The following is a 23,494-nucleotide window of genomic DNA, read 5'->3' as shown; positions in this document are numbered from 1 at the left end:
CTGCAAGGCCCTTTCGGAAATATTACACAATGGACACGCCCGATTTTCAGCAGTTGCGACTGCTACTGCAGGTCGCCCGCTCGAAAAGCTTCACCCAGGCGGCCGACGCCAGCAGCCTGTCGGTGTCGACCGTCAGCCATCGCGTGCGCGCCCTCGAGAAACAGTTGGGTGTGCAACTGCTCAACCGCACCACCCGCAGCGTCAGCGTGACCGAGGCCGGCGAGCAGTTGATCCAGAAGATCACGCCGCTGCTGGAAGAACTGCAAACCAGCCTGCACAGCGTAGCAGCGGCGACGGTCGACGCCGCCGGCACCTTGCGCCTGAACATTCCCTCCACTGCCAGCCGAATGGTCCTGCAACCGTTGCTCCAGCGCTTCCTGCGCAAATACCCGGGCATCAACCTGGAAGTGGCGGTGGACAACAGCCTGGTGGACATCGTCGCCCAGGGTTTTGACGCGGGCATCCGCTACGACCATGTGCTGGCCGAAGACATGGTGGTGGTGCCGGTGGCGACGCAGTTGCGATTCGTCATCGTCGCCACGCCGCAGTATTTGCAGGGGCGCAAACTGCCCACTCATCCCCACGACTTGCTCGAGCATGAGTGCGTCAACTACCGCAGTGCGCAGACCGGCTCGCTGCACCGCTGGGACTTTGAAAAAGCCGGCAAGCAGATGCGGGTTACGGTAAAAGGCCGGCTGGCGACCAACGATGTTGAATTGATGGTGCGCGGTGCGCTGGACGGGTTTGGCTTTGCCTACGTGGCGCGCTCCAGCGTCGAGCAGTACCTGCAACGCGGTGAGTTGGTGGAGGTGCTGGACGACTGGATTGCCCACAGCGCGCTGTATTTGTATTACTTCAACCGTACGAACACGCCGAAGAAATTGCGGGTGTTTATCGAGTTCCTGAAGGAAGAATTCGGGACCTGATCCATTCAAAAAGCGAACCCAATCATGCTCTACCGCTTCGCCGCCGACGGCCTGGTGCTGTTTCATTTGTCGTTCATTCTGTTCGTGCTGTTTGGCGGTTTGCTCGCCCTGAGATGGCGGCCCGTGATGTGGCTGCACTTGCCCGCTGCTGCCTGGGGCGTTGCGGTGGAAGTGTTCCACCTGCCCTGCCCGCTGACACGCTGGGAAAACCTGTTTCGCCACCTGGCCGGGCAGGACGGTTATGGCGGCGGGTTTATCGAGCATTACATCCTGGCCCTGATCTACCCGGCCGGGCTGACGCCGCAGATTCAATTGGGGCTGGGCGCGCTGGTGCTGTTGATCAATATCGCGGTGTATGTGCGGCTGATCAGGCGCGCTTAGGCAAGCAGCCGATACCCACCAATGTCGCCTCAACCGCCTCGTCCAAAGGCGTATGCGGTTCACTGCCCAATATCTGTACGAGGCGGCGGTTGTCCATCCGCACCTCGGTTTGCCACAGGTAACGCATTTCCTGCATCTCGCGGAAGGTGGTGACATAGGGCGCGGCCAGTTTCAGCAGCCACCATGGGAAAGCCCTGACAGAAGGCCGGCGGCCGGTCCTGCGTGACACCACCCGCTGAATCGCCTGGCTCATCTGCCGACCGTCCGCATCAACATGCCCCGCCATATGAAAACGGGCGAAGGCATCAAGGCTGTCGCGGCGTGCAATCAACTCGACCATGGTCCTCGCCACATCAGGCAGATAGGCCCACTGATGCCCCACGCCTGGTGCTCCCGGATAACTCACGCTGGCCACCGGTTTTGCGGGTTTGACCAGGCCTTGGGAAAACCAGCTGCTGCCGGCGTTGGCGCCGAAAAAATCGCCTGCCCGCACGATCAGCGCTCGTGCGCCCTGCCGGGTCGCCTCAAGCAAACGCTGCTCCAGCTCTACCCGGATCGCGCCCTTGCGGGTAAGTGGATGCTGCGGCGAATCTTCCTCCAACCGCGCGAATGCATCAGGCCCGAAGTTGTACACCGTGCCCGGCAAGACAATCGTCGCCCCTTCAGCGACTGCCGCCGCGATGCTGTTGTCGATCATCGGCAGCACCAGCTCCGCCCAGCGCTGGTAACCGGGCGGATTCACCGCATGCACGATCACCGAACAACCCCGGGCCGCTGCGACGACTTCCCCACGGTTCAGCGCATCACCTTTTATCCAGGTGAAATCGGCATTCTGCTTGTGAGCCTTATCCACATCCCTCGTCAGGGCGCACACCTGCCAGCCCGCAGCGAACAACTGCCGTGCCACCTCACCACCAATCCCGCCTGTCGCGCCCATTACCAGAACCTTGTTCATGCTTTTTCCCCTGAGGGTTGTGTGATGGGGCGATTCTGTTCGCCGGCGAGCTATAGAGGAATTGCCGAAGATCATCCAGACGCTATACATTTATGCATGGCATCAAATATTGGTTGGGAGCTTTACCGGTCGTTCCTCGGGGTACTCAAGGAAGGATCGTTGTCGGGGGCCGCACGGCAGCTCGGCATCACGCAGCCCACGGTCGGGCGGCACATCGCTGCGCTGGAAAAATCCCTCAACGTGGTGCTGTTCACCCGCTCCGCCAGCGGCCTGTTGCCCACGGCGGTCGCCCTCACCCTGCGCACCCATGCCGAAACCATGGAAACCACCGCCGCCGCACTCGAGCGCGCCGCGTCGCCCCAAGGCCCCGAAGTGCGCGGCGTGGTACGAGTGTCTGCCAGCGAAGTGATCGGCGTGGAAGTCCTGCCGCCGATCATCACCCGCCTGCGCCAACAGCACCCGCACCTCAAGGTCGAACTGGTGCTGAGCAATCGCCTGCTGGACCTGCTGCAACTGGAGGCAGACATCGCTGTGCGAATGGTCCGACCCAGCCAGGAACAACTTCTGGCGAAAAGGATCGGCGTTATTGAAGTCGGCCTGCATGCGCGCAACGACTACCTGCAACAACATGGCACACCCCAGAGCCTGAATGATCTCTCAGCTCATTCAGTCATCGGCTACGACCAGGAAAGCGCCTTCATCCGCAGCCTGGCCGTCAAAGGCTTCGAGCGCAGCGCCTTTTCCCTCAGCAGCGACAGCGACCTCGCACAACTGGCCCTGATCCGCGCCGGTGCCGGTATCGGTGGCTGCCAGGTCAAACTGGCCCGGCAAGACGCCCGCCTGAGCCGAGTGCTGCCGGACGCATTTGCCCTGCAACTGGACACCTGGGTCACCATGCACGAAGACCTGCGCAACAGCCCGCGCTGCCGCGTCACCTTTGACGCCCTGGTGGCCGGTTTGCAGCATTACGTACAGGATTGAGACAGCTTCGCTGGTGAAGAATCAGAGTCCCTCAAACCCTTCATAGACGCCCCCATGTCCGAAGCCTTCGAAGTCCCCAGCCCCCACGAAAAACACGTCGAACACGCCACCGAACATGCCCACCGCAGCGGAGACAATTTCGCCAGCCGCATCGCCGTGATGACCGCCATCATGGCCACCGTCGGCGCCATGCTCAGCTACCAGGCCGGCTCCACCGAAAGCGAAGCGGCGATGGACAAAAACAACGCCGCCATCTTCAAGACCGAAGCCGCCAACCAGTGGAACTACTACCAGGCCAAATCCAGCCGGCAGAACCTTGCGGAGCTGGCGACGCATATTCCGGGGGTTGATGCCAAGCACTACACCGACGAGATCGAGCGTTATAAAACCCAGAAGGAAGACGTGCGCAAACAAGCCGAAAAGCTCGAAGCCACCTCGAAGGAATGGGATGAAAAGTCAGAACAGGCGCTGCATCAGCATCACCGCTGGGCGCAGGCGATGACCGCGATTCAGATCGCGATTTCGATGGCGGCGATTACCTTGCTGACAAGGAAGGAGTGGTTGAAACGCATGGCCTATACCGCCGGTGGCATGAGTGTGGTGTTGGGTGGGATGGCGTGGTTGCATATTTGAGAGCTGGATTTTCATCGCCCCTCGAAAGCAGAAATACGACGTCACGTATCGTCGTATTTCGCTGATAGCTATCACCAAACCAAACCGACTATAAAACTCGCCATCGCTCGCAACGTGCCGGAGGTACGAAATGCTTATTACGACTTCGCAAACAAAACCTTCCGAGACACTGCGGGCCGACAGCTTCTGGATGGAAATCTGGCAAAGTGGAGCTTTGAGCATCCAGGAAGCCGAAAGGCGGGCGCAGGGCTCGCGACGCTTAAAAGAGTCCTACTCGTCGGTACCCTTCTACGCGAAGAAGGCAGCTCGAGACTCTCAATTCTGGAGCAAATTTTACGCGAGCCGCGTGAATTCGTAGAAAAGGGCAATCTTGCGGGAATCTTCTACTAACCATCTGATACCCCCTCCTCCTAGACTCACTTATATTCACCAGCCCCTCGCGTCAGAAAACATCGGCATATTCCGGCATATCCGCTTGGGGTCCTACACCTACTCGCTATATAGTAAAACGCATAACGCCTGACACTATAAGGCCGAGGAAAAGCCGGTGACCGCACAATCATCCAAGGAAGCTGTGGGCGTCGCCTACAGCATCGAGTCAATGCGCTACGCACAGGCCATGACCTGGCGCGCCATCGAAGCGCTGTCCAAGCTCATCCGCCCCGGCATGCTCGAATCCGAAGCCCGCGAACTCGGCAAAAAAGTCCTCGCCGACCTCGACATGCAGCGCATCTGGCACCCCCTGCTGGTGCGCTTTGGCGCCAACACCCTCAAGACCTTCAAGGAACGCTCCGACGGCGACCCGGTGCTGGGGGAAAACGACATCTACTTCATCGACATGGGCGCCGTGTGGCAAGGCCATGAAGGTGATGCGGGGGCGACATTCAGCACCGGTAACGACCCCGAGATGAAGGCATGTGCGAGCGCGGCAAAAGAGCTGTTTGATCGGGTTGAGCGGCGCTGGAGGAACGACAAAGTCGTCGGCCTGGAGCTGTATCGTTTTGCCGAAGAGCAAGCGAAGGAAATGGGTTGGATGCTGAACCTGGACATCAAAGGGCACCGCGTCAGCGATTTCCCCCATGCGATTTATCGTGGCGGTGATCTTGGGGACTTTGACCAGTATCCCAATGAAGGGCTGTGGATTCTGGAGATACAGATCGCGCACCCGAGCGGGGCTTATGGTGCGTTTTACGAAGATTTGCTGGCTTAACTTTTTCAAGGAATAAAGATGGAACGCTCGACCGAATTTCCCGTGCTGTTGTTTTCCTACGGCACGTTGCAGGACAAGGCAGTGCAGCTGGCCAACTTTGGGCGGGAGTTGGTGGGTCAGCAGGATGCGATGCTGGGGTATTCAAAAAGCTGGGTGGAGATTACCGATCCTGAGGTATTGGCGGCCAGCGGCAAGACCCATCATCCGATCGTTGCTCCCAGCGGGCGCAATGAAGACAGTGTTGAGGGGATGGTGTTTCAGATTACCGAGAAGGAGCTGGCGGCGGCGGATACGTATGAGGTGTCGGACTATAAGCGGGTTTCGGTGGGGTTGGCTTCGGGGTTGACGGCTTGGGTGTATGTGCAGGCTTGAGGGGGTGCAGTTGGTCAGTCGGAGTGATTTCCTACAGATCAATCTGAAAGCATGCCCTGCCCGCCTCGTAATGCTAGATCTATAGTTCCTCGGTCGCCGTCATGGCGACCGAGTTTGGCGACTCGAAGACAAATCTGAAAACTAAAACTCTGCGAACCAGTTTTTCAGGCGGCGGCTGTTTTATGAAGGTCTAACTTGAAAAAAGGTTAGCTATTTTTCTATTTGTCTCAGATGGACTCCCGTATGAATCAATATATGGCACTCACCAGCAACGACTGCACCACACCCGCCCTTTTCGTAGACACAACAGCACCGCTGGATGTCCTGCTTGATGCTGCAAACTATCGGATTCGCGCCGTAACCCAAGTTCTAGAAAACCTGGCGCTGCGTGCAGAAATCAGTAGTGATACGGTCGTGCTGGGCGACTTTTCCTTGCTCTGCGCAATTCCGTTACGCGATGGATGCGATCTGCTGGATGTCATAGGTCGGAGGATGGCAGCGCAGTATTCCTGAACCCATTGGCTTGACCCCGCAAAAACGAAAAAGGGACGACCTCTCAGTCATCCCTTTTTGCGAACATTACCCAACCTAAACGCAACGTGTGCCACGAGCCTTATGCTCGTACTCCCACCCCTTACACGCCAACCCTACATGCTTGGGAATCAGAGCGGCCCCGCTGCTGTAGGAAGTAATGGTCCTACGAGTGAAGCCTAGTTCCACAGCCGCAGCGGAGAGCGACAGATTGTTGCTGAGCATCCACTTTCTGAAGTCCTGCGTCAGCATGACCTCGCCGGACTGTTCCAGCGCCAAACGATGCAAGGTGACGGAGGACAACTCCAGGTCATTGCCCCAAGTCACGTCAAAGCCCCACTCACCGACTTCAACCCGACCAAATAGAGCCAAGTCCTGAAGGGGTTTTAGAATCGGGAAGGTATTTATGTGATCAGTGAGATCAACGGTGTGTCGCTTACCGTTATTCCACTCAATTTCGATGGCATGCTTGCCGGCAACTGGTTGCACAGCAGAGATGCGAAGCTTGCTGGTCATAAGTCAGTTCCTCCGGTTTTGTTCATTCCATACGCGCCAAAGATCAGTGGTATGGACTCTTGCCCAAAGCAGGGCAGCTTTCAAGGCCTTGGTTTCGGCACCTTTGCCGAGAACCACCAGCCCTTCTATCTGAACCAACGACTCTCCATCCGGCGTTTGCACGTGAAAGTGCGGCGGCGCGTGGTCGTCGGGATAGATTTTTATTTTCCAGTTTCGTTCACTGTGAAGGGTAGCCATGGGGACAGATGCTAGAGAAAATTTTTCTCTAGCACAACCCTGTATTCAAACCCCAGAAACCACAAAACCCCTGGCTTCTCTCGAAACCAGGGGTTTTGTTTACATCGAATTTGGCGGTGAAGGAGAGATTCGAACTCTCGATACAATTTCTTGTATACACACTTTCCAGGCGTGCTCCTTAAGCCACTCGGACACTTCACCGTATCTCGTCAAACTGATTCAGTCTGTCGAGGCGCGCTAATGTAGTCGAAAGCTTTTCCGATGGCAAAGGTTTTTTTCAGAATTTTCATGCGCTTAGGCGGTTATGCCGTTCCAGCCCTCTGCGGCGCCACGCACACCACGGCGATTCTGCCATTCTCGGGCACTCGCGGCGCTTGTCTATAGTAGCTGCTGCGCCTTGCCGAAGGCCGCCTGCGGGTGGGCATGGGGGAAAAGTCTGACTGGGTAGTCAGTCATGGCGCTTTACCAGGGCGGGCGCGGTGGGTAACGTCTGCCGTCTGTCCTTCTATTACAAGCATTACAAGGAATCGCGTCATGAGTGAGTTGATTGCCTACCACCTCGAAGACGGTATCGCGACCCTGACCCTGAGCAACGGCAAGGTGAATGCCATTTCGCCGGCAGTGGTCAGTGCGTTTAATCAAGCGCTGGATCAGGCCGAGAAGGATCGGGCGGTGGTGATCATCACGGGCACGCCGGGGATTTTGTCCGGTGGCTATGATTTGAAGGTGATGACCGCCGGCCCTAAAGAAGCCGTGAGCCTGGTGACGTCGGGCTCCACCCTCGCCCGCCGCCTGTTGTCGCACCCGTTCCCGGTGATCGTGGCGTGCCCCGGGCACGCGGTGGCCAAGGGGGCATTCCTGTTGTTGTCGGCGGATTACCGGATCGGTGTAGACGGACCGTTCAGCATTGGTCTGAATGAAGTGATGATCGGCATGACCATGCACCACGCCGGGATCGAGCTGGCGCGGGATCGTCTGCGCAAGTCGGCGTTCCACCGTTCGGTGATCAATGCCGAGATGTTTAACCCGCAGGACGCATTGGGCGCCGGGTTCCTGGATAAGGTGGTCGCGCCGGAAGAGTTGCAGGCCGCGGCGCTGGAAGCCGCTCGCCAACTGAAGAAGATCAATATGAACGCCCACAAACACACCAAGCTGAAGGTGCGTAAGGCGCTGCTGGAAGCCCTGGATGACGCGATCATTCAGGATCAGGGGCACTTGGGTTAATCAAACCTACGCCTGCTAAATCGAAGCCCGACCTTGAGTCGGGCTTTTTCTTACAAAGAATTCCGGATTGCCTACAACCGCTCTAGGCGGTGTCTGTCACGGCACGTTGAAACATGCGCTTAAACATCGCCTATCTTCCGACTCTATAGGGGCAATTGCCGAATACAGTGCACATCCGTACACTGCGCCACCTTTTGTCCCGATGGGCTGTGTCGATGCTTTTTTTGTTACGCATGTTGTTGATGGGCCTGCATTTTATGATTGCGGGCGTACTGGGCGTGCTGCTGGGGATCTGTCGGCCGTTCAATCCGGACAACAGCCGTTACTGCGCGCGCCTGTATGCGGTGCCGGCGATGTGGCTATTGCGCCTGCGAGTGAAGGCCGATGTCGACTCGCTGCGTAACAAGCCCAGCAGTTGCGTGATCATCGCCAACCATCAATCCAACTACGACCTGTTTGTGTTCGGCACCGTGGTGCCGTACCGCACGGTGTGTATCGGCAAGAAGAGCCTGAAGTGGGTGCCGTTGTTCGGACAGTTGTTCTGGCTGGCGGGCAATGTGTTGATCGACCGGGGCAATGCGCACAAGGCGCGGCGTTCGATGCTGACCACCACCCACACCTTGCAGCATGCCGACACCTCGATCTGGGTGTTCCCGGAAGGCACGCGCAACTTCGGTGAAACCCTGCTGCCGTTCAAGAAAGGCGCGTTCCAGATGGCGATCGCCGCAGGCGTGCCGATTGTGCAGGTGTGTGTCAGCACCTATGTGAAGCAGATGAAGCTCAATAGCTGGAACAGTGGCGATATTCTGATTCGCTCGTTGCCGCCGATTCCTACGAAGGGGCTGACGATGGATGACATGCCGCTGTTAATGCAGACCTGTCGCGAGCAAATGCGCGACTGCATCGAGGCGATGGACCGCGAGCTGCAAACCACACCTGCAATCACGGCTGAACCCCGCCGAATTTGCTGACTCTGATTGGGCAGGGCAGCTAAGCTGCCTGACAGTTGTCATCTGCCATTCAAGAAGAAGCGATCAGCACTATGGGTAGAGTTGTTGCGGCCGCCGTCTATAGCGCCGGTAAGAAAGTCACTGATATCACCCTCGACGAAGGCGCCGCGTGGGCCGCCAAGCCTGACCATTTTGTGTGGATCGGCCTGGAAGAGCCCAGCGCACTGGAACTGGCCAACCTGCAGCGCCAGTTCAACCTGCACGAACTGGCCATCGAAGACGCCCTGGAAAAACACAGCAGGCCCAAGCTTGAAACCTTCGGCGACGCGCTGTTTATCGTGACCTACTCACCGGTGCGCGATAACGGCAAGCTGGAGTTTATCGAGACCCATATCTTTGCCGGCAACGGCTACATCATCACCGCCCGCAACGGCCACTCGGCTTCCTACGGCTATGTGCGCCAGCGCTGTGAGGCGCGACCGCTGTTGCTGGAGCATGGGGAAGATTTCGTACTCTATGCGCTGCTGGATTTTGTTACCGAGAACTATCAGCCGGTGAGCGAGGCGATTCATGCCGAGGTCGATGAACTGGAGCGCAACGTGTTGTGCAACTCCCTGAGTGAAGCGGATATCCAGAAGCTCCACGGCCTGCGCCGCGATGTGCTGCGACTGAAGCGCTATGTGGCACCGATGGTGGAGATCAGTCAGGAATTGCAGAAACTGAGCTTCCCGTTTATCGACAAGAACATGCGTCCGTACTTTCGCGATGTGCAGATTCACGTCACCCGGCAGATGGAAGACCTGACCACCTTGCGGGATATCGCCAGCCAGACCATCGAGATTGGGGTGTTGCTGGAAGCCTCGCGCCAAAGCGTGGTGCAACGCAAGTTTGCCGCGTGGGCAGCGATTCTGGCGTTCCCGACGGCGGTGGCCGGGATTTACGGGATGAACTTCCAGAACATGCCGGAGCTGCAGTGGCACTACGGCTATTTTGCGGTGCTGGGGTTTATTGCGGTGGGGTGTACAAGTTTGTGGGCCAGCTTCAAGCGTTCAGGCTGGCTGTAGGAAAACTGCTGTTGTGGCGAGGGAGCTTGCTCCCGCTGGGGTGCGAAGCGCCCCCAAGGCTTGCGACTGCTGCGCAGCCGAACGGGAGCAAGCTCCCTCGCCACAAAAAGCTCGTCAATCAACCCGAATAGTTAGGCCACGTCCGCTTTTGGTTTGTGCGCCACAAACCGCATCATCCATTCCGCCACGGTAACGCCGTGATGGTCTCGCTCCAGGCTGGCCACACCGTTGGTGTAGACCTTCTCCCCCAGCGTTGTCTGAAGAATCTCCAGCAACTCGCGGGAATAGTCGTGGATAAATTCCGGGTGGCCCTGGAAGCACAGCACCTGGTCTTCAATATGATACGCCGCAAACGGGCAGAACTCGCTGGAGGCGATCACGGTGGCGTTTTCCGGCAAGGTGGTGACCTGGTCCTGGTGGCTGATCAACAGCGTCAGTTCTTCCACCACCGGGCTCATCCACGGTGCCTTGGCGTTCAGTTTGTAGTCATGGATGCCCATGCCCCAGCCCTTGGTCGCCCGCTCGGTCTTGCCGCCCAACAGCAGCGCCAGCAACTGGTGGCCGAAGCAGATGCCGATCAGTTTGTCGCCGTGGGCATGGCGGTCCAGCAGGTAGGTCTTGAGGGTCTGGATCCACGGATCGGTGCCAAATGAGTCGGCCTTGCTGCCCGTCACCAGGTACGCGTCGAACACTTCTTCATCCGCCGGGTATTCACCCTGCACCACGTTATAGATGACGAACTCGGCGGCAATCGGCTGTTTGGAGAACAGGCGCTTGAACATCTGCCCGTACCCTTGGTACTGATCGATCAGCCCAGGACGCAGGATATCGGTTTCCAGGATGCACACGCGTAACGACATAAAAAATACCTGACACGGCGATGGGAATAATGAACACCCCCAGAGCCTGCCTTGAAATACCCTTTCAAGGCAAGCCCCGCACATGCCCAAAAGCGTCAGAAGGTCGCGTTCTGTGCAGCTTTCTCCAACAGCAGCGCCGGCGGCGTGAAGCGCTCACCATATTGCTCGGCCAGGTAGCGGGCGCGGGCGACGAAATCGTTCAGGCCGTACTGGTTGATGAATTGCAGCGCTCCGCCGCTCCAGGCGGCAAAGCCGATACCGAAGATCGAGCCGACGTTGGCATCAGCCGTCGACATCAATACGCCCTCCTCCACACAGCGCACGGTTTCGATGGCCTGGATGAACAGCAAACGGTCGCGCACGTCTTGCGGCGAGATCTGTTGGCCGGGCTTTTCGAAGCGGCTTTTCAGCTCCGGCCACACGTGTTTCTGCCCGCCCGCCGGGTATTCGTAGAAACCGCCACCCGCCGCCTTGCCCGGGCGCTTGTATTCATTGAGCAACAGGTCGATCACGGCAAACGCCGGGTGCTGCGGTAACGGCTTGCCTTCGGCCTGTAAGTCCTTGGCCGTCTGTTGACGGATATGGCTCATCAGGCTGAGGGAAACTTCGTCAGAGACCGCCAGCGGCCCCACCGGCATGCCGGCCTTGCGTGCCTCGGTCTCGATCATCGGCGCCGCCACGCCTTCGCCGAGCATGGCGATGCCTTCGTTGGTGAAGGTGCCGAACACCCGCGAGGTGAAGAAGCCGCGACTGTCGTTGACCACAATCGGGGTTTTCTTGATTTGCAGTACGAAGTCGAACCCCCGCGCCAGGGTTTCGTCGCTGGTGCGGGCGCCCTTGATGATTTCCACCAGGGGCATTTTGTCCACCGGGCTGAAGAAGTGCAGGCCGATAAACTTGCCCTGGTCTGGAACGGCGGTGGCTAACCCGCTGATGGGCAAGGTGGAGGTGTTGGAGGCGATCACCGCTTCGGCACCCACCACGTTTTGCGCGGCCGCCGAGACCTTGGCCTTGAGTTCCCGATCCTCGAAGACGGCTTCGATGATCAGGTCGCAGCCGGCAAGATCAGCATCGGATTCGGTAGGAACAATCCGCGCGAGGATGGTTTCCCGCTGTTCGGCGGTCAATTGCCCACGCCCGACCTTCTTGTCCAGCAACGTGGCCGAGTGGGCCTTGCCCTTCTCTGCCGCCGCCTGGCTGACGTCCTTGAGCACCACCTCAATGCCCGCCGAGGCGCTGACGTAGGCAATGCCCGCGCCCATCATCCCGGCGCCGAGCACGCCGACCTTGCGTGTCACATACGGCGCAAAGCCCTTGGGCCGCGAACTGCCGGCATTGATTTCATTGAGCTGGAACCAGAAGGTGCCAATCATGTTTTTCGCCACTTGCCCGGTGACCAGCTCGGTGAAGTAGCGGGTCTCGATCAAGTGCGCGGTGTCGAAATCCACCTGGGCACCTTCCACGGCGGCGCAGAGGATTTTCTCCGGGGCCGGGAAGCAGCCGTTGGTTTTGGCGCGCAGGATCGATGGCGCAATGGCAAGCATTTGCGCGACTTTCGGGTTGGACGGCGTGCCACCCGGGATCTGGTAGCCCTTGATGTCCCAACGCTGTTTCGCCTCGGGGTTGGCCAGAATCCACGCCCGGGACTTGGCCAGCAGCTCGTCACGGTCTGCCGCCAGCTCATCAATCAACCCGGCTTGCAGCGCCTGCTGCGGCGTAATCTTTTTGCCTTCCAGCAAGTAGGGCAAGGCTTTTTCCAGGCCCAGCATCCGCACCATGCGCACCACACCGCCGCCACCCGGCAAAAGCCCGAGGGTGACTTCCGGCAGGCCAATCTGTACCGACTTGTGGTCCAGCGCCACACGGTGCTGGCACGCCAGGCAGATCTCCCAGCCACCGCCCAGCGCTGCGCCGTTGATCGCGGCCACTACCGGTTTGCCGAGGGTTTCCAGGGTGCGCAGTTGCGCCTTCAGCACCAGCACGCTGTCGTAGAAATCCTTGGCGTGGGGCTTGTCGACCTTGATCAGTTCATTAAGGTCGCCGCCGGCAAAGAAGGTCTTCTTCGCCGAGGTGATGATCACGCCCGCAATCGAATCCTTCTCGGCGTCCAGGCGGGCGACGGTGGCCGCCATGGCCTCGCGGTACACCCCGTTCATGGTGTTGGCGCTCTGGCCGGGCATGTCGATGGTCAGCACCACAATCTGGTCCTGGCCCTTTTCGTAACGAATGGCATCGGTCATGACTGATTCCTTAGGCTCAGAGGCGTTCGATGATAGTGGCGATACCCATGCCGCCGCCGACACACAGGGTGGCCAGGCCATAACGCTGCTGGCGCACCTCCAGCTCATCGAGCAAGGTGCCGAGAATCGCGCAGCCCGTGGCGCCCAGCGGGTGGCCCATGGCGATGGAGCCACCGTTGACGTTGACCCGGGCGGCGTCGATGCCCATGTCCTTGATGAACTTGAGCACCACCGACGCAAACGCTTCGTTGACCTCGAACAGGTCGATGTCTTCAACCCGCAAACCCGCCTTGGCCAGTGCCTTGCGGGTTGCCGGTGCCGGGCCGGTCAACATGATGGTGGGGTCGGTACTGGTGACAGCGGTGGCGACGATCCGCGCCCGGGGTTGCAGGCCGAGTTCGCGACCTTTGGCTTCAGAACCGATCAGCATCAGCGCCGCGCCATCGACGATCCCGGAACTGTTGCCCGGTGTGTGCACGTGGTTGATGCGCTCGACGTGGCTATAGACTCGCAACGCCGTGGCGTCGAAGCCCATCTGGCCCATCATTTCGAAGCTGGGCTTGAGTTTGCCCAGGCCTTCGAGGGTGGAGTCGGCACGGATGAATTCGTCCTGATCCAGCAGCACAATGCCATTTTGGTCCTGCACGGCGATCAGCGACTTGTTGAAGGAACCGTCTGATCTGGCCCGCGCCGCTTTCTGCTGTGAGTGCAGGGCAAAGGCGTCGACGTCCTGGCGGGTGAAGCCTTCCAGGGTGGCGATCAGGTCGGCACCGATGCCTTGCGGGGTGAAGTGGCTGTGCATATTGGTTTGCGGGTCGAGCACCCAGGCGCCGCCGTCACTGCCCATGGGCACTCGGGACATGGACTCGACGCCGCCCACCACCACGAGGTCTTCAAAGCCGGAGCGCACTTTCATCGCGCCGAGGTTCACGGCTTCCAGGCCCGAGGCGCAAAACCGGTTGATCTGCACACCGGCGACGCTGATATCCCAGTCCGCCACCAACGCGGCGGTCTTGGCGATGTCGGCGCCCTGGTCGCCAATCGGTGTGACACAGCCCAGGACGATGTCATCCACTTGCCGGGTGTCGAGGTCGGTGCGCTGTTGCAGTGCCGTCAGCAAACCGGCCACCAGGTTCACCGGCTTGACGCTGTGCAGGGCGCCATCCGCCTTGCCTTTGCCCCGGGGCGTGCGTATCGCATCAAAGATCAAAGCTTGGGTCATGACGTCCTCGAATCACTATGCAACGAATCGTGCCCTTACCTTAGGCGCCGGGGCGCCGGATTCAATGACCGAACCGCTCATTGACCTTGACGCTCACGCTCAGACGAACGGTAGGAGGCTACGGGAATCGGCTGATTAATCGTTTTAGCTGTCTAGCCGTAGGGCTGGCGTCTGGCTGGCAATTGGCCTCATGCCTTTTTAATAAGTTTTCTTCAGGTGATGAGATGAAATGGATCTAAGCCATATAGAACGAGGGCTCTAAGGTTGAATCTGTAAGAGAAGTTAAAGGTTGCTGCCGGGTTTTGCTGGAGCACCTGTAGGAACTGTAAGAAAAGAGTCATGTAGCACCGTCATAGTTGAATCGACCGGCACGCATTTGACGCTCAGGAATAACAACAAAAGGCAGTCAGCCATGTTCAAGCATTCGAAAGTACGTCAGGCGGGACTTATTCTGTTCGCCACCACCCTGATTCTGATCTTGCCCAACCTCACCAAGGTCATTGGGTGACCTCTCACACCCCACATTCTGCGCAGACACAGCGCCAGGATCGCAGCCTTTGGCAGCGCCTTTCGGGATATTGCGTATAGCGATCCCGTCAGGGGCTGCCGTTTTGCGCGCCGAGATTTTTTGATTTTGCGGTATCGTGAGTTCCACCGCCTTTTCCGATATGTGGCCCTTCCTTGAAACAGATCATCGTCCTCCTGATCCTGCTGCTGGCCTTGCCGGCGCACGCCGCGAAATTGACCGTCGAGCTGGATCACGCCAGCAAAACCTGGGAAACCACCGAACTGCTCAAGCGTCCGGATGTGCAGACGGTGCAGATCGTTGATGACGTTTCCTACAAGCGCAACATGACGTATCGCGCAGTGCCGCTGGCAGCACTGTTGCCGGGCATCACGCCGGAAAATCATCTGCAGGCAGTGGCCCTCGACGGCTTTGCCGCGGAACTGACGGCGGCACCGCTGCTATCAAAAAGCGGCGCGCGGGCCTGGCTGGCGGTGGAAGATCCGGCGCATCCGTGGCCGCCACTGGCAGACGGCAAGCCCAGTGCCGGGCCGTTTTATCTGGTGTGGACCGATCCGCAGGCAGGCAATATCAGCCCTGAGCAGTGGCCGTTTCAGATTTCCGGGATCAAGCAGTTGAAGACGGTGGCGGAGCGCTTCCCGGCGTTGTTGCCGGATCCGAAACTGGCGGCGAATGACCCGGTGAATCAGGGGTTCGCACTGTTCCAGAAGAACTGCCTGGCATGTCATCGCCTGAACGGGGCCGGCGATGCGCAGGTGGGGCCGGACCTGAATATTCCTTACAACCCCACTGAATATTTTGCCGGGGATTTCCTCAAGCGCTACATCCGCGATCCGCAAAGCATGCGGCACTGGCCACAGGCGAAGATGCCAGCGTTTGCCACCAGCGTGTTGCCGGATGCGGACCTGGATCTGCTGGTGGGGTATTTGAAGCATATGGCGGGCAGAAAGCAGCCTTAAGGCTCAGGTAAATCTGTGGCGAGGGAGCTTGCTCCCTCGCCACAAAAAGCTTTCCTGGCACAGAGAGCTTTCCTGCTACACACAGCTCCCTCTCTCCCTGGATCCTACTGCTGCTGCACCGAAATCACCGGTGTCGGTGCTACAAATACCTTGGCATGCATCTGCTCATGCCCTCCCCCACGACGCATGCCTCGTACCGGGCAGGCGTCCAGGTAATCCAGACCCACCGCCAGCTTCAAATGCCGCTCCGGCCGCGCCAGTTGATTGGTCACGTCAAAACTGTACCAGGCGTCATCCAGCCACGCTTCAGCCCAGGCATGGCTGGCGAGGTGCTCGCAGTCTTCGCTGTACAAATACCCCGACACATAACGCGCCGGAATCCCCAGGCTGCGGGCACAGGCGAGGAAGGCGTGGGTGTGGTCCTGGCACACCCCGGCACGCCCGGCAAACGCCTTGGCCGCACAGGTGTCGACTTCGGTAGAACCCGGCGAATAGGTCATGTACTGGTTCAGCGCGTGCATCAGGTCGATCAATGCGCTGCGGTCGCGGCGTTGATGGCAATGCTTTTCGGCAAAGCTGCGCAGGGCCTCGTCCGGCTCGGTCAACCGGGTGCAGCGCAGGAACGGGAAGGCCGACTGGCTTTCATGTTCGGCTTCGCGCAATTCGTCGATATCCACCTGGCCACGGGCGCCAATGATGATGGCTTCATGGGGCTCGTCCAGGGTCAACACGTGCAGGATATTGCCGAACGGGTCCAGTTGCGCCCGTACCGGCCGGGGCAAGTCCAACTGCCAACTGAGGACATGCTGGCGCTCGCTGTCGTGGGGCGTGAGCCGCAGGTACTGGATGCTGGCACGCACCTGGTCTTCGTAGTGGTAGGTGGTTTCGTGGCTGATGGAAAGTCTCATGCCGCCTCCAGGTAGGAACTGTAAATAGCATCGCCCAGCTCGCGCACGAGCGGGATGAAGTCGGTCAGCCAAGCGTGCAGGCCTTCCTCGAGAATTTCGTCGATGGCGGTATAGCGCAGGCGTGCGTCCATTTCCGCTGCCAGGCGTTGGGCCGGGCGACCGTTGATGCCGGGCAGGCTGCCAAGGATCTGGTCGATCTCTTCACTGCAGGCCCGCAGCGACCGCGGCACGTCGGCGCGCAGCAGCAACAGCTCGGCGACTTGTCGGGCGCCCGGGGCATCACGGTAGATTTCGGTGTAGGCCTCGAACGACGACAACGCCCGCAACAACGCACTCCATTGATAGTAGGCATGGGCGGTACCATCGGTGACCGCTTCGGCCTGGTCGCCGGCCATTTCATAGCGGGCGTCGAGCAAGCGCAGGGTGTTGTCGGCGCGCTCGATAAAGGTGCCCAGGCGAATAAAACGAAAGGCGTCGTTACGCATGATGGTGCCGTAGGTGGCACCGCGGAACAGGTGGGAACGTTCCTTGACCCACTCGCAGAACCGGCTCATGCCGTAGCGGCTCAGGCCTTGCTGGGCGATGTCGCGAATTTCCAGCCAGGTGGCGTTGATGTTTTCCCACATGTCGGCGGTGATTCGCCCACGCACGGCATGGGCACTGGCGCGTGCAGCGCCGAGGCAGCTGTAGATGCTGGCCGGGTTCGCCGCATCCAGGGCGAAGAAGTGCAGCAGGCGTTCGGCGTGCAGTTCACCGTGGCGCTCGCGGTAATCGTCGAGGGTGCCGGTGATCAGCAGCGGCATCGCCAGTTCATGCAGGCCATCGCCGCGCCCGTCCTGGGGCATCAGCGACAGCGAATAACTGACATCGAGCATCCGCGCGAGGTTTTCCGCGCGCTCCAGGTAGCGTGACATCCAATACAAATCCGAGGCAGTTCTACTCAACATATTTCAATCCTCGACCACCCAGGTGTCTTTGGTGCCGCCGCCCTGGGACGAGTTGACCACCAGCGAGCCTTCCCGCAGCGCCACACGAGTCAGGCCGCCGGGGACCACACGGGTTTCCTTGCCTTGCAGCACAAACGGGCGCAGGTCGATGTGGCGTGGCGCGATGCCGTTTTCGACGAAGGTCGGGCATGTCGACAGGCACAGGGTCGGTTGCGCGATATAGGCGTGGGGCTTGGCCTTGATGCGTGCGCGGAAGGCTTCGATTTCCGCCGCCGAGGCGGCCGGGCCGACTAACATGCCGTAGCCACCGGAGCCCTGGGTTTCCTTCACCACCAAGTCCGGAAGGTTGGCGAGCACGTGGGACAGTTCGCTGGGATTACGGCACTGGAACGTCGGAACATTCTTCAGGATCGGTTCTTCATCCAGGTAAAAACGGATCATCTCGGTGACGAAGGGGTACACCGACTTGTCATCCGCCACCCCGGTGCCGATGGCATTGGCCAACACCACGTTGCCCGAGCGGTACGCCGCCAGCAGGCCCGGCACGCCGAGCATGGAGTCCGGGTTGAAGGCCAGCGGGTCGAGGAACGCGTCGTCGAGGCGACGGTAGATCACATCCACCGCCTTGGGACCATCGGTGGTGCGCATGAACACGCGGTCATCACGCACGAACAGGTCGGCGCCTTCCACCAGTTCCACGCCCATTTCCCGGGCCAGGAATGCATGCTCGAAGAACGCACTGTTGAAACGCCCAGGCGTCAGCACCACCACACTGGGATTATCCAGCGGGCTGGAGCTTTTCAGGGTGTCGAGCAACAGGTTGGGATAGTGGTCGATGGGCGCAATGCGCTGGGCCGCGAACAGTTCGGGGAACAGGCGCATCATCATCTTGCGGTCTTCGAGCATGTAGCTCACGCCGCTGGGGGTACGCAGATTGTCTTCGAGGACGTAGTAAGTGCCGTCGCCATCGCGTACGAGGTCGACACCTGAGATGTGGGAATAGATATCCCGATGCAGGTCCAGGCCCTGCATCGCCAACTGGTACTGCTCGTTGGCCAGGACTTGCTCGGCGGGGATGATCCCAGCCTTGATAATGCGTTGTTCGTGGTAGAGGTCGGCGAGAAACATGTTCAGCGCCTTGACCCGCTGGATGCAGCCGCGCTCGACGATCCGCCATTCACTGGCCGGGATGCTGCGGGGGATCGTGTCGAAGGGGATCAGGCGCTCGGTACCTTGCTCATCGCCATACAAGGTGAAGGTGATACCGGCCCGGTGAAACAGCAAATCGGCTTCGCGCCGGCGCTGGGCCAGCAGTTCGGCCGGCGTGTCGGCCAACCAGCGGGCAAATTCGCGGTAATGGGGGCGCACCTGCCCTGCCCCGTCGTACATCTCATCATAATAAGTGCGGATCATGCCGTACTCCTTGTCACCCGGACGCCAGAACCATCGCAAGGCCCGTGCCAGCGGCATAAACACTTAAGTATCAATCAGTTGGATATAGACGCAGGTCTCATCGCACCGTCCCGGTGCAGCAAATGCCCGCTGTCATGGGCGGCGCCTCATTGCAATGCAGGCCATGACTATCACCAGCATAGTCAGAGTTGATTTCACTGCCCGGCAAACCCCGCGGATAATCACCTCCATCAGCTGAACAGGACGCGTCCTACAGCTCCATCCATTGCGCATTACCGCTTGTACCGAATCGCTCTCCTCCTTTGCGATCTTCCCTTTGGCCACCCCGCTCGGGTGGCTTTTTTTTGCGCAGGATTTTTCCCGCGCCAGAAACAAAAACGGCCGACCCAAAGGTCAGCCGATACGCTGTGTTGTTGCTCATGTCGCTACATGGGTAACCCACGCACCTCCTGTTTCACGCCCCATCCCTCGATGATTCCGCCCAAGGGCTCGACCACCGCCTCAAAGTCCTGCTCGAAGTCTCCTATGCCGTCGTAGGTGGCGAACATGATTTTGCTCAATTCCAGGTACCAGGCGCCGTCATCCCGCGCGCTGACCTGGGCATTCAGGGATTCCCCACGAAACCGACCCGCAGCCCGCCGCGCACGTTCCTCATCCGGGAAAATGGCGTAGAACTCGATGGGGTGGAAACGCGAGAAGTCAAAGCCGCCCTCTTTCATGCGGCGCAACACGTTGGTGCTGATGTCTTCTTGATAGGCTGTGCTCATGAAACGTCCTCCTCAAACCGATGGATAGACTTTCCGTGCTTCCCAAGGCCCGCGCTGCAAGGGCGCGGGTGTTACGGCAGTGACGTCGCCGCTGGGAGACAAGCATGTAGCTGACAAGACCAGACCTTAGCGATTCATTCGCTGATCTCCATTGCAGAGTAGCGCGAAGCTATCACCTCCACCAGAGTCTGTTTAAATGCGTACAGGGAATGTTCAGGCGGCGGGGTCGACCTTGAGGTCTTTGATGCTGTTTTGATCTTTCAGAATCTTGACCGTAGGTTCGGCAATACGCCCCTCCAGATCGTTGAGATCCAGTTCCTCCAGCACCGGTGATACGCGGGCGCGAACCAGGCGCGCAGCTTCTTCAAGCGTGGGTTTTTGCTCGCACTCGAATTGCTCGACCACCGACTCACCATGATCATTGGTGAAGGAAACGTTCCACTTTGGCATCAGAGCCTCCTCGATAAAACCCATGGGTGGGCTTACATCTATCTGGACCTTGAGGGCCTGGAAATCGTTCCACTCAAGGCAGGAGGCACCTGATCAACTGCAGTTATTTTTCAGCGTGTTCTTTCAGGGCTTTCAAGGTGTTGAACGGTGCGTCCACCACGAACTTGTTGGCCAACCAAGACGGCACGCTGCCACCTGGCTCGGTGTGCACCTGGTAGGTCACTTCGGTCAGGTTGTCGCCTTTAGGCACCAGTTTCCAGTAACCATCGACCTGGGCTACGCGCACATAGCCTTTGACTTCTGGCTGGTAGGTCGGCACTTCCAACAGCTTACGGGTGACGGTGCCATCGGCAGCCTTGGTGGTGGTGATTTCCAGGATCGAGTCACGATCGGTCACCGGGAACGGTGCCTTGAACTGGGTGTAGGTCCAGCTCTTGTCGCCTTCCTGCTTGAGCAGTTTCTGCGACTTGCATTCGTGGATCCAGGAGCAGGCCCCCGCCACGTCTTCCTGCAGCGCCTGGATCTTGGCCAGCGGCGCCTTGATGGTCGTCACACCGCGATAAGCCTTGTACTTGGAACCGGCAATTTCACTCAAGGACACTTTGATGCCGTCTTCATCCTTGGCCGTCTGCCAGTCTTCAGCATGCGCTGCGGCAGCGAACAACGCGGTAAAACCGCACAACACAGCAATTCGTTTCAGTGAACCCATGGTCTTATTCCTTATTGTTGAAGTTCAGTACTTTGAACAGCCCACTAAGCCGCCGTCATCTGTTCCCACCAGCCGATCAACCTGATCGCTTCTGCCTGGCTACTGCCGCAGACCTCGATATCCGCCTGGAACGAACTACACACTGCGGGCCGCTCAGGCTGGCCAAACAACTGGCACAGTTGTTCGACCGAAAGATGCAGGCAGCGTTCGCCCGCCGGTTTGCCGGCAGGCATTCCCGGCAACGGAGAACTGATGGATGGGGCAATGCAGCAAGCGCCACAGCCTTCACGGCATTTCATGACGAACAGATCCTCGACAACTCAAGTGTTGATGGCCACGTAAGACTACGCCCTTAAACAGACGTTTTAAATTGGCTTAACAGGGGTTTTTCACCGAAAACAAAAGTGACTGACCAGTCTGCGACAGAAGGTCAGGGGTGCGCGTCACGTTTACTCGTCGGGTTTATTGCTTGAACTGGAAATCCAGAGCCGCACCTTCAACTTCGCGGCGTTCTTCGTTGCGCAGTTGCAGCTGCATTTCATTGCTGAGCAGGCGCCCGTTGATCTGGAAGGCACTGTTGTCAGTGGGCTTTTCGGCAAACATCGGCGGCAGCAGCGGCACGTTCTTCGGCTGCGGCATGGTGCCGAGGGGTTGCAGGTGGCGAACCATGTTCGACGGCAGGCTCAAATCCAGCTCTGCAGGCGGCAGCGGCGTCTTGGCGACTTCGTGGGCCGACTTTGACTTGCTGGCGATAGGCGCACGTTTTTTAACCGGCGTTGCTTTCTTTGCGGGGGCTTTCTTCGCGACCGGTGCCTTCTTGGCCGCAGCGGCTTTTTTCGCCGGCACCGTTTGCTGGGAGCTGGCAGCAGGTGCCGCTTCACCGGCGGGAGCCGCCAGGACAGCGCCAGCGTTACACAGGCTTAACACGCAGATCAGCAGGGCAGCAGGAAAGGTATAAGTCATATCGCCAGCAGCATTAACGGCAGAAGGCCATATGCTCGCTTGTTGAGGACGGTATGACAAGCATGGTAATTAGCCAGCTACCCGTCGTGTCCCCTTTCCATGCCTCAAAAACCCGCCGCAGTCTCCTGGCATAACTGGCTTGCCAGCATCCCGAGGGTCATCAAGGCGCGCTCCGCCTCGCGGTTCCACGGGGTGCCGCAGTTCAGGCGAATACAGTGGTTGAACTGTTCCGTATTACTGAAGATCAGCCCCGGTGCAATGCTGATGCCCTGCTGCAAGGCGCGCACGTGCAGTTCCTGGGTATTGACCCGTCCAGGCAAACTGACCCACAGGATAAAACCGCCGGTCGGGCGGGTCATCTGGGTGCCTTCGGGAAAATACTGCTGCACGGCCAGCTGGAACGCGCTGAGGTTCTTGCGGTACTCCTGGCGGATATAGCGCAGGTGGCGGTCGTAACCGCCATTCTCCAGGTACGCCGCCGTGCCCATCTGGGTCACGCTGCAGGCCGAATGGGTGCTGAACATTTGCAGGCGCTGGATTTCCTGCTGGTACTTGCCGGCAATCATCCAGCCAATGCGAATGCCCGGTGACAGGGTCTTCGAGAAACTCGAGCAATAGATGACCCGGTCCAGACGGTCGTAGGCTTTCAGGGCCTTGGTGCGGCCCAGTTCGAACATCAGTTCGCCATAGATATCGTCCTCGACCACCTGGATATCGAAATCCGAGGCCAGGCGCAGCAACTGTTTCTGCCGCTCTTCGGGCATGGTGCCGCCCAGGGGATTGCTCAGGCGCGTGGTCAGCACCAGGGCCTTGATCGACCATTGGTTGGCTGCCAGTTGCAGGGCTTCCAGGCTCATGCCGGTGGCCGGGTCGCTGGGGATTTCGATGACCTTCAGGCCCAGCAGATCCGCCAGTTGCAGCAAGCCGTAATAGGTCGGCGATTCGGCGGCGATCAGGTCGCCGGGACGGGTCAGCACCCGCAGCGACATCTGCAATGCATCGACACACCCATGGGTGATCACCACTTCGGAGGGGTCGACCACCACCCCGGCATCGCGCATACGGATCGCCACCTGGCGCCGCAGCGGCTCGAAACCCGGGCTGAACATGTAGCTGAACGCCCGCGGGCTCTGGAAACGCGTGACCTTGGCCAGTTGCTGATGCAGCGCGCGCACAGGCAGGTAGTCGACACTCGGCACGGCGGCGCCCAGCGGGAACACGCCTTCGCGACGGGATTCCACCAACACCTGTTGAATGATGCTGCTGCGGGTGACCAACCCTGGACGCTCGACCCGGGCGATGTCCGGCGTGAGCGCAGTGAGCGCCGGCGTCTGGTGCACGTAATACCCGGACTGCGGCCGCGCGCGAATCAAACCCTGGTCTTCCAGGTTCGCGTAGGCCTGCAACACGGTGGCGTGGCTGACGTTGAGCTGGGAGCTCATTTTGCGTACCGAAGGCACGCGCTCGCCCGGTTGATAGACACCGCGGCGGATATCCTCAGCCAGCTGCTGGGCGATACGTTGGTAGAGCAACAGATTGGTCATGACGCA

27 protein-coding genes and 1 tRNA gene are annotated in these 23,494 nt (G+C 59.3%); 12 read left to right on the top strand and 16 right to left on the bottom strand.

Features of this window, described 5'->3' with window-relative positions:
* Nucleotides 1–29 precede the first annotated feature (29 nt).
* Both ACIOMR_RS05220 and ACIOMR_RS05215 read left to right on the top strand, forming a co-directional pair.
* Nucleotides 30–926 (top strand): LysR family transcriptional regulator, encoded by an 897-nt coding sequence (locus tag ACIOMR_RS05220; RefSeq protein WP_401192689.1) that lies wholly within the window; start codon nt 30–32, stop codon nt 924–926.
* Between the two features lie 24 nt (nt 927–950).
* The gene (locus ACIOMR_RS05215; RefSeq protein ID WP_087692747.1) at nt 951–1,307 is read left to right on the top strand and encodes a DUF2784 domain-containing protein; all 357 of its coding nucleotides are present in this window, start codon (nt 951–953) and stop codon (nt 1,305–1,307) included.
* On the opposite strand, the gene ACIOMR_RS05210 is transcribed toward ACIOMR_RS05215, so the two are convergent.
* Nucleotides 1,294–2,262, bottom strand: a complete 969-nt coding sequence (locus tag ACIOMR_RS05210) for an NAD(P)H-binding protein (protein ID WP_401192686.1) — start codon at nt 2,260–2,262, stop codon at nt 1,294–1,296. The genes ACIOMR_RS05215 and ACIOMR_RS05210 overlap by 14 nt on opposite strands.
* A 96-nt stretch (nt 2,263–2,358) precedes the next feature.
* On the opposite strand from ACIOMR_RS05210, the gene ACIOMR_RS05205 reads away from it, so the two are divergent.
* The 6 genes from ACIOMR_RS05205 (at nt 2,359) to ACIOMR_RS05180 (ending at nt 5,971) form a co-directional block, all read left to right on the top strand.
* Entirely contained in the window at nt 2,359–3,243 is an 885-nt protein-coding gene (locus ACIOMR_RS05205; protein ID WP_401192683.1) for a LysR family transcriptional regulator, read from the top strand.
* A gap of 54 nt (nt 3,244–3,297) precedes the next feature.
* Nucleotides 3,298–3,876: a DUF4337 domain-containing protein gene (locus tag ACIOMR_RS05200; RefSeq protein WP_177067022.1), complete on the top strand. Its 579-nt coding sequence runs from the start codon at nt 3,298–3,300 to the stop codon at nt 3,874–3,876.
* A 114-nt stretch (nt 3,877–3,990) separates the two neighbouring features.
* Entirely contained in the window at nt 3,991–4,266 is a 276-nt protein-coding gene (locus ACIOMR_RS05195) for a hypothetical protein (protein WP_401192678.1), read from the top strand.
* 157 nt (nt 4,267–4,423) lie between these two features.
* Nucleotides 4,424–5,086 carry a M24 family metallopeptidase gene (locus ACIOMR_RS05190; RefSeq protein WP_004371178.1) on the top strand — a complete coding sequence of 221 codons (663 nt, stop codon included), beginning with the start codon at nt 4,424–4,426 and terminating at the stop codon, nt 5,084–5,086.
* A gap of 18 nt (nt 5,087–5,104) precedes the next feature.
* On the top strand, nt 5,105–5,458 hold the full coding sequence (locus tag ACIOMR_RS05185; RefSeq protein WP_401192674.1) for a gamma-glutamylcyclotransferase family protein: 354 nt from the start codon (nt 5,105–5,107) through the stop codon (nt 5,456–5,458).
* A 243-nt stretch (nt 5,459–5,701) separates the two neighbouring features.
* Entirely contained in the window at nt 5,702–5,971 is a 270-nt protein-coding gene (locus ACIOMR_RS05180) for a short-chain dehydrogenase (protein ID WP_087692753.1), read from the top strand.
* Nucleotides 5,972–6,046: 75 nt separating this feature from the next.
* Here the strand turns inward: ACIOMR_RS05180 and ACIOMR_RS05175 are convergent, their stop codons facing one another.
* From ACIOMR_RS05175 to ACIOMR_RS05165, 3 genes are all read right to left on the bottom strand, one after another.
* Nucleotides 6,047–6,505, bottom strand: coding sequence for a DUF2442 domain-containing protein (locus ACIOMR_RS05175; RefSeq protein WP_087692754.1), 459 nt, complete (start codon nt 6,503–6,505; stop codon nt 6,047–6,049).
* Nucleotides 6,506–6,508: 3 nt separating this feature from the next.
* Nucleotides 6,509–6,742: a DUF4160 domain-containing protein gene (locus tag ACIOMR_RS05170; protein WP_169385986.1), complete on the bottom strand. Its 234-nt coding sequence runs from the start codon at nt 6,740–6,742 to the stop codon at nt 6,509–6,511.
* 111 nt (nt 6,743–6,853) lie between these two features.
* A tRNA-Ser gene (locus ACIOMR_RS05165) sits at nt 6,854–6,943 on the bottom strand.
* Nucleotides 6,944–7,276: 333 nt separating this feature from the next.
* Here ACIOMR_RS05165 and ACIOMR_RS05160 point away from each other — a divergent pair.
* The 3 genes from ACIOMR_RS05160 to ACIOMR_RS05150 all read left to right on the top strand — a co-directional run bounded on the left by ACIOMR_RS05160 (nt 7,277) and on the right by ACIOMR_RS05150 (nt 9,980).
* A complete protein-coding gene (locus ACIOMR_RS05160; RefSeq protein ID WP_102369687.1) occupies nt 7,277–7,966 on the top strand; it encodes a crotonase/enoyl-CoA hydratase family protein in 690 nt (229 codons plus the stop codon).
* A 215-nt stretch (nt 7,967–8,181) separates the two neighbouring features.
* Nucleotides 8,182–8,937 (top strand): 1-acyl-sn-glycerol-3-phosphate acyltransferase, encoded by a 756-nt coding sequence (locus ACIOMR_RS05155; RefSeq protein WP_004371188.1) that lies wholly within the window; start codon nt 8,182–8,184, stop codon nt 8,935–8,937.
* Between the two features lie 71 nt (nt 8,938–9,008).
* The gene (locus ACIOMR_RS05150) at nt 9,009–9,980 is read left to right on the top strand and encodes a magnesium and cobalt transport protein CorA (RefSeq protein WP_004371189.1); all 972 of its coding nucleotides are present in this window, start codon (nt 9,009–9,011) and stop codon (nt 9,978–9,980) included.
* 131 nt (nt 9,981–10,111) lie between these two features.
* Here the strand turns inward: ACIOMR_RS05150 and ACIOMR_RS05145 are convergent, their stop codons facing one another.
* From ACIOMR_RS05145 to ACIOMR_RS05135, 3 genes are all read right to left on the bottom strand, one after another.
* The gene (locus tag ACIOMR_RS05145) at nt 10,112–10,840 is read right to left on the bottom strand and encodes an amidotransferase (RefSeq protein WP_401192668.1); all 729 of its coding nucleotides are present in this window, start codon (nt 10,838–10,840) and stop codon (nt 10,112–10,114) included.
* Between the two features lie 95 nt (nt 10,841–10,935).
* Nucleotides 10,936–13,080 (bottom strand): 3-hydroxyacyl-CoA dehydrogenase NAD-binding domain-containing protein, encoded by a 2,145-nt coding sequence (locus ACIOMR_RS05140; RefSeq protein ID WP_401192665.1) that lies wholly within the window; start codon nt 13,078–13,080, stop codon nt 10,936–10,938.
* A gap of 16 nt (nt 13,081–13,096) precedes the next feature.
* Entirely contained in the window at nt 13,097–14,302 is a 1,206-nt protein-coding gene (locus ACIOMR_RS05135) for an acetyl-CoA C-acetyltransferase (RefSeq protein WP_008434901.1), read from the bottom strand.
* 681 nt (nt 14,303–14,983) lie between these two features.
* Between ACIOMR_RS05135 and ACIOMR_RS05130 the strand changes: the two genes are divergently transcribed.
* Nucleotides 14,984–15,787 carry a cytochrome c gene (locus ACIOMR_RS05130; protein ID WP_177019576.1) on the top strand — a complete coding sequence of 268 codons (804 nt, stop codon included), beginning with the start codon at nt 14,984–14,986 and terminating at the stop codon, nt 15,785–15,787.
* Nucleotides 15,788–15,891: 104 nt separating this feature from the next.
* Here ACIOMR_RS05130 and ACIOMR_RS05125 read toward each other — a convergent pair whose 3' ends face one another.
* The 9 genes from ACIOMR_RS05125 to ACIOMR_RS05085 form a co-directional block, all read right to left on the bottom strand.
* The gene (locus ACIOMR_RS05125) at nt 15,892–16,695 is read right to left on the bottom strand and encodes a transglutaminase family protein (protein ID WP_004371203.1); all 804 of its coding nucleotides are present in this window, start codon (nt 16,693–16,695) and stop codon (nt 15,892–15,894) included.
* Nucleotides 16,692–17,642 (bottom strand): alpha-E domain-containing protein, encoded by a 951-nt coding sequence (locus tag ACIOMR_RS05120; protein ID WP_004371204.1) that lies wholly within the window; start codon nt 17,640–17,642, stop codon nt 16,692–16,694. The genes ACIOMR_RS05125 and ACIOMR_RS05120 overlap by 4 nt, the downstream gene beginning before the upstream one ends.
* A 3-nt stretch (nt 17,643–17,645) precedes the next feature.
* Nucleotides 17,646–19,055, bottom strand: coding sequence for a circularly permuted type 2 ATP-grasp protein (locus ACIOMR_RS05115; protein WP_087692761.1), 1,410 nt, complete (start codon nt 19,053–19,055; stop codon nt 17,646–17,648).
* A gap of 425 nt (nt 19,056–19,480) precedes the next feature.
* Complete coding sequence (locus tag ACIOMR_RS05110) at nt 19,481–19,822, bottom strand: ribonuclease E inhibitor RraB (protein ID WP_003193463.1); 342 nt, start codon at nt 19,820–19,822, stop codon at nt 19,481–19,483.
* Between the two features lie 213 nt (nt 19,823–20,035).
* A complete protein-coding gene (locus tag ACIOMR_RS05105) occupies nt 20,036–20,296 on the bottom strand; it encodes a hypothetical protein (protein WP_004371213.1) in 261 nt (86 codons plus the stop codon).
* Nucleotides 20,297–20,375: 79 nt separating this feature from the next.
* Complete coding sequence (locus ACIOMR_RS05100; RefSeq protein ID WP_004371215.1) at nt 20,376–20,981, bottom strand: START domain-containing protein; 606 nt, start codon at nt 20,979–20,981, stop codon at nt 20,376–20,378.
* Nucleotides 20,982–21,025: 44 nt separating this feature from the next.
* Nucleotides 21,026–21,280, bottom strand: coding sequence for a YkgJ family cysteine cluster protein (locus ACIOMR_RS05095; RefSeq protein ID WP_004371217.1), 255 nt, complete (start codon nt 21,278–21,280; stop codon nt 21,026–21,028).
* A gap of 163 nt (nt 21,281–21,443) precedes the next feature.
* Nucleotides 21,444–21,944, bottom strand: coding sequence for a hypothetical protein (locus ACIOMR_RS05090; protein WP_004371218.1), 501 nt, complete (start codon nt 21,942–21,944; stop codon nt 21,444–21,446).
* A 104-nt stretch (nt 21,945–22,048) separates the two neighbouring features.
* Nucleotides 22,049–23,488, bottom strand: a complete 1,440-nt coding sequence (locus ACIOMR_RS05085) for a PLP-dependent aminotransferase family protein (protein ID WP_401192656.1) — start codon at nt 23,486–23,488, stop codon at nt 22,049–22,051.
* Between the last annotated feature and the right edge of the window lie 6 nt (nt 23,489–23,494).

Origin of the sequence: Pseudomonas sp. NPDC087814, assembly GCF_044742865.1 — a bacterium.
Taxonomy (GTDB): Bacteria; Pseudomonadota; Gammaproteobacteria; order Pseudomonadales; family Pseudomonadaceae; genus Aquipseudomonas.
This window is presented reverse-complemented; position numbering and strand designations above follow the sequence as displayed.

Bases quoted from the DNA above. Each gene is read 5' to 3' on its own strand.
- ACIOMR_RS05220 (WP_401192689.1), top strand. From the start codon at position 30: ATGGACACGCCCGATTTTCAGCAGTTGCGACTGCTACTGCAGGTCGCC.
- ACIOMR_RS05215 (WP_087692747.1), top strand. From the start codon at position 951: ATGCTCTACCGCTTCGCCGCCGACGGCCTGGTGCTGTTTCATTTGTCG.
- ACIOMR_RS05210 (WP_401192686.1), bottom strand. From the start codon at position 2,262: ATGAACAAGGTTCTGGTAATGGGCGCGACAGGCGGGATTGGTGGTGAG.
- ACIOMR_RS05205 (WP_401192683.1), top strand. From the start codon at position 2,359: ATGGCATCAAATATTGGTTGGGAGCTTTACCGGTCGTTCCTCGGGGTA.
- ACIOMR_RS05200 (WP_177067022.1), top strand. From the start codon at position 3,298: ATGTCCGAAGCCTTCGAAGTCCCCAGCCCCCACGAAAAACACGTCGAA.
- ACIOMR_RS05185 (WP_401192674.1), top strand. From the start codon at position 5,105: ATGGAACGCTCGACCGAATTTCCCGTGCTGTTGTTTTCCTACGGCACG.
- ACIOMR_RS05180 (WP_087692753.1), top strand. From the start codon at position 5,702: ATGAATCAATATATGGCACTCACCAGCAACGACTGCACCACACCCGCC.
- ACIOMR_RS05175 (WP_087692754.1), bottom strand. From the start codon at position 6,505: ATGACCAGCAAGCTTCGCATCTCTGCTGTGCAACCAGTTGCCGGCAAG.
- ACIOMR_RS05170 (WP_169385986.1), bottom strand. From the start codon at position 6,742: ATGGCTACCCTTCACAGTGAACGAAACTGGAAAATAAAAATCTATCCC.
- ACIOMR_RS05160 (WP_102369687.1), top strand. From the start codon at position 7,277: ATGAGTGAGTTGATTGCCTACCACCTCGAAGACGGTATCGCGACCCTG.
- ACIOMR_RS05155 (WP_004371188.1), top strand. From the start codon at position 8,182: ATGCTTTTTTTGTTACGCATGTTGTTGATGGGCCTGCATTTTATGATT.
- ACIOMR_RS05150 (WP_004371189.1), top strand. From the start codon at position 9,009: ATGGGTAGAGTTGTTGCGGCCGCCGTCTATAGCGCCGGTAAGAAAGTC.
- ACIOMR_RS05145 (WP_401192668.1), bottom strand. From the start codon at position 10,840: ATGTCGTTACGCGTGTGCATCCTGGAAACCGATATCCTGCGTCCTGGG.
- ACIOMR_RS05140 (WP_401192665.1), bottom strand. From the start codon at position 13,080: ATGACCGATGCCATTCGTTACGAAAAGGGCCAGGACCAGATTGTGGTG.
- ACIOMR_RS05135 (WP_008434901.1), bottom strand. From the start codon at position 14,302: ATGACCCAAGCTTTGATCTTTGATGCGATACGCACGCCCCGGGGCAAA.
- ACIOMR_RS05125 (WP_004371203.1), bottom strand. From the start codon at position 16,695: ATGAGACTTTCCATCAGCCACGAAACCACCTACCACTACGAAGACCAG.
- ACIOMR_RS05120 (WP_004371204.1), bottom strand. From the start codon at position 17,642: ATGTTGAGTAGAACTGCCTCGGATTTGTATTGGATGTCACGCTACCTG.
- ACIOMR_RS05115 (WP_087692761.1), bottom strand. From the start codon at position 19,055: ATGATCCGCACTTATTATGATGAGATGTACGACGGGGCAGGGCAGGTG.
- ACIOMR_RS05110 (WP_003193463.1), bottom strand. From the start codon at position 19,822: ATGAGCACAGCCTATCAAGAAGACATCAGCACCAACGTGTTGCGCCGC.
- ACIOMR_RS05105 (WP_004371213.1), bottom strand. From the start codon at position 20,296: ATGGGTTTTATCGAGGAGGCTCTGATGCCAAAGTGGAACGTTTCCTTC.
- ACIOMR_RS05100 (WP_004371215.1), bottom strand. From the start codon at position 20,981: ATGGGTTCACTGAAACGAATTGCTGTGTTGTGCGGTTTTACCGCGTTG.
- ACIOMR_RS05095 (WP_004371217.1), bottom strand. From the start codon at position 21,280: ATGAAATGCCGTGAAGGCTGTGGCGCTTGCTGCATTGCCCCATCCATC.
- ACIOMR_RS05090 (WP_004371218.1), bottom strand. From the start codon at position 21,944: ATGACTTATACCTTTCCTGCTGCCCTGCTGATCTGCGTGTTAAGCCTG.
- ACIOMR_RS05085 (WP_401192656.1), bottom strand. From the start codon at position 23,488: ATGACCAATCTGTTGCTCTACCAACGTATCGCCCAGCAGCTGGCTGAG.